This is a genomic window from Fibrobacter sp. (assembly GCA_024398965.1).
GTDB lineage: Bacteria > Fibrobacterota > Fibrobacteria > Fibrobacterales > Fibrobacteraceae > Fibrobacter.
The window spans coordinates 1-7,113 of the sequence record JAKSIF010000083.1 but is presented as its reverse complement, the minus strand read 5'-3'; the positions used below and the strand labels follow the sequence as shown (position 1 = coordinate 7,113).

Genomic DNA, 7,113 nt, shown 5'->3' with positions numbered 1-7,113 from the left:
ACCGCGCATGGTCGGGCGGTCCGGAGTGAGGCAGCGTTCGCGGCAAGCCTTCACGTACTTTTCGTCGATGACGCTACGGATAACGCCGTCTTCGAGAGCTTCAATCTTCATGACTTCGTGAGAAGTACGGAAACCGTCGAAGAAGTGAACGAACGGAACACGGGATTCAAGAGTAGAAGCGTGAGCCACGAGAGCCATGTCCTGGCATTCCTGAACGGAGGAAGAGCCCAGCATAGCGAAACCGGTCTGGCGGCAAGCCATGATGTCGGAGTGGTCACCGAAAATAGAAAGGCCCTGCATAGCAAGAGCACGGGCGGTCACATGGAAGACGGTCGGGGTCAGTTCGCCGGCGATCTTGTACATGTTGGGGATCATCAACAGAAGACCCTGGGAAGCGGTGAAGGTAGTGGTCAGAGCGCCAGCCTGCAGAGCACCGTGAACGGTACCGGCAGCGCCACCTTCGGACTGCATTTCAAAAACGCGGGGAACCTGGCCCCAAATATTCTTCTTACCAGCTGCGCTCCAGTTGTCGGCATGTTCTGCCATCGGACTGGACGGTGTAATCGGGTAAATTGCTGCTACTTCGCTCACTGCAAACGCAACGTTAGCGGTAGCTTCATTACCGTCACACGCAATCATCTTTTTTGCCATGTGTGTCTCCAATTATTGGGTTAATTATATAAAATCGTGATTTTACAAAAATCCAACGTAAATTTACTTAGTTTTTGAGGAGAAAATTCAAAAAACTTTAAATTTCATCAAAAATTTTGCTGTTTTTTACAACAATCTGTTATCGGTCTTTACAAAATCCGCTGTCGTTGGACTAAACTTGTTTTTAATTTTATTACGAAATTCCTACTTGTTGTGAGAATACTCAATTTTTGATGAAAACAAGAGTGCGTTTGCAACCAAAAAACAGTGCGTCTTACTATATTCACCGCATGCTAAAGCTATGGCTGACAACGAGTCCGGATGATTTTGCCGGCGAATACGACGATATCGAGGAAATGTTCAAGCGCGGTTTGACCCGCCTGATCCTCGATAAGCAACTTCGCTATGGATCTGAAAAAAGGACCGCCAGGGTCGAGGACTATGACCGTTGGCTCTTGTCGTTGCCCATGGAGTACCGAGACCGAATCTGGGTCCGAGGGACTCCCGACATGGCAGAACAGCTGGATGTCCGAGGCTGCGTCCTGGAAGCATCCTTCTTGGCAGGGGAGGTTCGTGAATCCTGGAAGAGGGTGAACACGATCGTGCTTTGCAGGAACCTGGATGAAGTGGCCGCCTTGCCCCAGTGGGTTTCCGGTGCCTTGCTTGGCCCTGTCTTTCAGCCCCTTTCCGCCCTTGAGCCAGTGAAGACTCTTGGGGAGGACATCTTGGGTGATATTTCCAAGGCGGAACCTTCCGGTATTCCCCTGATTCTCTGGGGAGGCTTGGACCAGGAGTGTATCGAGGAAATTTCTGGAAAATTTGACCTAAAAAGCCGAATTTCCGGGATTGCCTGTCTGGGTGGAATCTGGAATTATGCCGATTCTGTGAACGCCTTTATAAAGCTGCAACGGTCTTTTCTTACAAAAAGCATCTAAAATCCCTTTTTTTGTGTGAAAAAACGCAATTTTATTCCACTTTGGAATAAAATAACTTGCTTTATTTCATTTTGAAAGCATATATTCAAGATATGGAATTTGAAAGAGCAAAAATCCTAGTTATTGACGATACCAAGACCAATATTGAAGTGTTGGAAGGTATCCTATCCAATGACTACGACATGTATGTTGCCCTAAACGGGAAGAAGGCCCTTGTACTCACGGAGAAGGTAAAGCCAGATCTTATCCTTCTTGATGTTATGATGCCTGAGATGGATGGGTACGAAACACTGCGTGAAATGCGTAGCCGCGGCTTGGTCGATAATACTCCCGTTATCTTCTTGACTGCAAAGGCTGATTCTCGAAGCGAACAGATCGGCTTGGATCTTGGTGCCGTAGACTATATTACGAAGCCCTTCAATCCGGATCTTGTCCGCCTGCGTATCAAGAACCAGTTGGAATTCAAGCAGCAGCGCGACCACCTCCATGACCTGGTGGACGAAAAGACCATTGTACTCAGGAAGACCCTGAAGGTTATGCTGGCTAGTTTGGGTTCATTGGCAGAACATCGCGACACCGATACTGGCGAACATATTCGCAGAACCCAGTCCCTGGTGCAGATGCTTGCCGAAAAGCTCCGTAGGAATCCAAAATTTTCAAAGTCCATTCCTTCTTTGGACTACGTTGACTTTTATGCGACTGCGGCTCCCTTGCACGATATCGGCAAGGTGGGCATTCCCGATGAAATTTTGCGAAAGCCCGCTAAGCTGACCATAGACGAAAGAGAGGTCATGAGCAAGCATCCTCAAATTGGTTACGATGTGTTGCTCGGTGCAATGCGTGAACTTTCCGAAATTCCCCTTGTCAAGATTGCTGCCGATATTGCTCTCAGCCACCATGAACGTTGGGACGGCGAAGGCTATCCGAATAAGCTGAAGGGGGAGGACATTCCTGTTGGCGCAAGACTTATGGCAGTAGCCGATGTCTACGATGCTCTGGTTTCTCGCAGGCCCTACAAGGATCCCTTCCCTCATAGAATCGCGGTGGAAGAAATCCGAAAGGGCAGGGGAACTCAGTTTGATCCGGATGTGGTTGACGCATTCATGGAAATAGAGAAGGATCTGCCTCTCTTCTACGAAAAGTTCATGGGGTAGAAACTCTTTTGGGAACGGGTATTAGTTAGTGACTCATCATCAACATCATAGTCCTCTTAACGCCCAGCGCAGACGTCTCCGCTGGAAGATTTCCTTGGTGTACAGCATTCCTATGCTGGTTGCCACGGTTTTGTTGATTGCCATCTTTGTTACATCAGTCAAGTCGATCCTGGTATCGTCTGCTTATGCATCAACCGAGGCAAACCTGCAGGACAAGGTTGTTAGTGAAATTGACGGCTATATTGTAAATGCCCAGGATCGTTTCCTTGGCTTGGCCAAGAAAATTCAGCAGACTCCCAAGGAAAACATGGTCAAGGGTGTTATGGCCAAGTACTTCCAGAATGGTGAAGGCCTGGTCGACATTCTCTACGGCAACAGGGATGGCGAATTTTATTCCCATAAAGGCTATAAGCTGGGCAAGGGCAAGACCGAAGTCCGTACAACGGCTTGGTACCTGGAATCATCAAGAAAACGTGGCCTCGCCATGACTGGTCCTGAAATCAGGTCTGAGGCTGGAAAGCAGGTTATGACCTTGTCGTACCCGATTTGGGACAAGGACCAGAAATTCAAGGGTGCTGTAGCTGAGGATCTTGATCTTCACAAGGTTCGCATGGCCATATCCGCCTTGGCTCGCGATGAGGGCGGTGTATCCTTGCTGGTTGGCATGGAAAACAACAACCTTTTCACCTATTTCCCCTACGAAACAAGTCGAGGCAAGGTGGTGCAGGATAGCGTAGCCAACCTGCTTTCCATGATCGAGGACATGTTTGATGCAGATTCTCTCATGGCAGGGAAGGTTCTTCGCTTTGAACGAACCAATGAACATCGCCAGCACCTGGTGTTCATGGTGGCCCCGCTTCAGCATTCGCCGTTCTATGTGGTTCATGTGATGCAGCAGAACAAGATTATTGCCGGTATCGAAGGCAATATGAATACCATCATCCTTGTGGTTGGCTTTATTGTTTTGCTTCTGATGGGATTTGCGGCCTTGGTTGCCCATATTCTATTCCGTAAGTTTATCCAGCGGGACCTGAATGATAGCGTAAGTTCCAGTACCATTTTCGATACCTTGCTGGGTAGCGATAACTTCAGGCTGATTTTGACTAATGACTCCTTCGATATTCTTCATGCAAGTGCCTACATCGTAAACTATTTGAATAATGGTGAAGATATTAAGGGCGAGATCCTCTTTAAGTATTTCCCCATGGATCAGTTCAAGAAGTTCGCTCACCGTGTTGCCATGGGTGGCGAGATGCATGCCAGCGAACGTAAGATTCTGATTCCTGTTCGAAATACCGACGGGGAAATCGCATGGTGGAGTATTGTATTCCAGGTTCTCGTGGAAGATGACGGCGCAATGCGTTATCTTTTCATGATTAACGATGAAACCAGTGGTATCCAGAAGGATACCATCCTGGATACCATCATGCTTTCCAACGACCACTCCATCTTGGTCATCTTTGATCGCGACCGTAAGGTAAAGTACATGTCCAAGCAGCTGGCCGAGTTCCTGGACAAGGACTGGCGTTCCCTTATTGGACTTGGAATCGATGATCTTGCTCAGAACGGAATTCCGAAGAATGTGGTTAACGCCATCAACGACGCCTTCTACAGGGATGAAGTTTGGCAGGATTCCTTTATGTTGAAGTCCGAGTCTTCCATGGAAGAAACGTGGTTCCGCGGAGAAGCATGTACCTTGAAGGTGCAGGAATCTGTGGTGGGTTACATGCTTACCATGATCGACATTTCGGAGGTCATGGCTGCACGAGAGATTGCCGAACAGGCAACCCAGGCAAAGAGTGAGTTCCTGGCCAACATGAGTCACGAAATTCGTACGCCGATGAATGCCATTATCGGCATGGCTCACCTGATTTCTGAAACACCCCTTGACGAAAGACAACGTAACTTTGTAGATCGTATTAGCCATGCGGCCAAGTCTTTGCTGGGAATTATCAATAACATTCTTGACTTCTCCAAGATCGAGGCCAAGAAGCAGGAACTTGAAATTACACAGCTTGTCCTTCATGATGTAATCAACGAGGTGGCAGCCCTGGCCGAGGTTAGAATTGCCGGTCGCCCCATTGAATTGATAGTGGATGTGGATCCGGAAATTCCTGAAGTCTTGATGGGTGACCCCTTGAGACTTTCCCAGATTTTTACCAACCTGATCAATAATGCAACCAAGTTTACCGAGAAGGGCGACATTACCCTGAGTGTCAAGCTGGTGCAGCAGAGTGGAAACAACGTAAAGCTTGCATTCTGCGTCAAGGATACTGGTATCGGTATGACTCCGGAACAGCTTGGCCGTCTCTTTAATGCCTTTACCCAGGCGGATGGTTCTACTACACGTAAGTACGGTGGAACGGGCCTTGGCCTTGTGATTTCCAAATCCCTCGTTGAATTGATGGGTGGTCAAATCCAGGTTGAAAGTGAATCCGGAGTCGGCTCCAGGTTCTTCTTTACGATTACTTTGCCAGTTGCTCCCAATGTGGGCGTACCTCGCTGGAAGTCTGAATCCAACTTTAGAAACAAGAATATCCTGCTTGTGGATGATTGCGAGAATCTTCGCGATGTCTTGAGACATTACCTGACGAAGCTGAATTGCGTTGTTGAAGAGGCCAGTTCCGTCGATGAAGCCTTCGACCTTATTCAGGCCCACGAGGAAGCTGGTGAGGCTGCCTATGACATGTTCCTGGTGGATTTCAATATGCCAATCATGTCAGGATTTGATTTTGCGCGCGGTCTTGGTGAGAGCATGAAGGCGGTTCCCAAGGTCTTGATGCATCCTATTCATTTTGACGAGAAGGACGTATCCAGGGCGAAGGAACTTGGTTTCAATAGCTATGTGTCTAAGCCCTTGCAGATTAGTTCCCTGTTGAATGGTATGCAGGAAGCGTTCGGCTTGAAGCAGTCCTATGAACGTTCTTCCAAGAAGGAAAAACGCAAGATATTCTTCAAGGATGCCAAGATCCTGTTGGTTGAGGACAACCAGATGAACCAGGAACTGGCGGTTTCCCTGTTGAACAGCGTGGGATTGACAACCATGATCGCCAATAATGGTAAGGAAGCCCTGGAAGTTCTGAAGGAAGATTCCTTTGACCTGGTGCTTATGGATATCCAGATGCCCATTATGGATGGCTTGACAGCTACGAAGGCAATTCGTGAACGTGAAGGGGAATATTTCAAGAAACTGCCTATTCTTGCTATGAGCGCAAGGGCATTCCAGAAGGATACCGAGGAATGCTTTGAAGCCGGCATGAACGCCCATATCGTAAAGCCCATCGATCCTTCGCTTTTGTACGAAGAGCTGGCAAAGTTCTTGACGGTGGTGGAGGCTCCTGTTGCCAATGACATCAGCGTAAAGGATGACCGTAATCAGATTTCTCCGGAAGATGAAAGTTTTGTCAATTCTTTCCAGAAGGTTCGTGACTTTGATGCGTCCCTGGGATTCTATCATGCCAATAGCAGCAAGAGCATATACTTGAAGATCTTGCAGGGATTTGTCAGGGATTACGGCGGATCCAGCTTCAACTTACGTCATATCCTGGAGAATAACCAGCGTGAAGAAGCGGCTCGAATCGTCCATACGGTTAAGGGCCTTTGCGGAACGATTGGCTCGAACCATGTCTTGAATTTTGCTGCGGATCTGGAAAGTTCCCTGAATCGTGGCGAACTTGACTGGACAAGATTCAATAACTTCGAAAATGCCCTGAAGGACCTTGTGACAGACCTGGATGTGGTTCTTTCCAATATTGCCAATGAACAGAATGCCCCTGTTGTAAAGGTAAAGGATCCGGAAGCCAATACGAAGCTGAAGAATGCTGTGGAAATGCTTAAGGAAGCCATAGACTCCTGCTCTTCAACTATGTGTAAGCGAATTATGGATGATATTGAAGAAATTCAGTTCAGCCGCGAGCAGGATGTACTCATTCACAAGATCAAGGAACTCATCGAGGACTACGACTTCTCCGAGGCTGCGGAAACCCTCGAAGCCTTGGAAAAGACCTTGGCCTAAGGCCTTGCATACTTTAAAAGCCGGGACAAATGTCTCGGCTTTTTCTTTATGGGCTTTTGGAAGGATCAATGTAGTGTCATTGCAGCTACGAAGGCCAGAGCCACAATGATGGCTGCGATGGTGCCAATGACACCCATTCCGCGGGGCTTCTTCTTGTTACCCAGGGAGTCCTCTCCAAATTCATTTTCCAAAATCTCATCGTAGTCGGGAAGTTCTTCGTCGGCGAATTCGGCTCCGTCTTTCCAGCCGGTATTCTTGTCGCTACCGCAGTGGCGGCAGAAAGTTGCGTCGGGTTTAAGTTCCGCGCCGCAGTGGGGGCAAGTATTCATGGAAATTTCTCGGTTTATTCTTTGATATA

5 protein-coding genes are annotated in these 7,113 nt (G+C 48.1%); 3 read left to right on the top strand and 2 right to left on the bottom strand.

Annotation, left to right across the window (positions count from 1 at the left end; translation table 11 throughout):
- On the bottom strand, nucleotides 1–651 hold a 651-nt coding region (locus tag MJZ26_14380), incomplete at its 3' end, for a pyruvate:ferredoxin (flavodoxin) oxidoreductase (GenBank protein ID MCQ2106964.1).
- Nucleotides 652–902: 251 nt separating this feature from the next.
- On the opposite strand from MJZ26_14380, the gene MJZ26_14375 reads away from it, so the two are divergent.
- The 3 genes from MJZ26_14375 to MJZ26_14365 all read left to right on the top strand — a co-directional run bounded on the left by MJZ26_14375 (nucleotide 903) and on the right by MJZ26_14365 (nucleotide 6,755).
- On the top strand, nucleotides 903–1,586 hold the full coding sequence (locus tag MJZ26_14375; protein ID MCQ2106963.1) for a hypothetical protein: 684 nt from the start codon (nucleotides 903–905) through the stop codon (nucleotides 1,584–1,586).
- 92 nt (nucleotides 1,587–1,678) lie between these two features.
- On the top strand, nucleotides 1,679–2,740 hold the full coding sequence (locus MJZ26_14370; protein ID MCQ2106962.1) for a response regulator: 1,062 nt from the start codon (nucleotides 1,679–1,681) through the stop codon (nucleotides 2,738–2,740).
- A gap of 28 nt (nucleotides 2,741–2,768) precedes the next feature.
- A complete protein-coding gene (locus tag MJZ26_14365) occupies nucleotides 2,769–6,755 on the top strand; it encodes a response regulator (protein MCQ2106961.1) in 3,987 nt (1,328 codons plus the stop codon).
- Between the two features lie 65 nt (nucleotides 6,756–6,820).
- Here the strand turns inward: MJZ26_14365 and MJZ26_14360 are convergent.
- On the bottom strand, nucleotides 6,821–7,113 hold a 293-nt coding region (locus MJZ26_14360), incomplete at its 5' end, for a zinc ribbon domain-containing protein (GenBank protein MCQ2106960.1).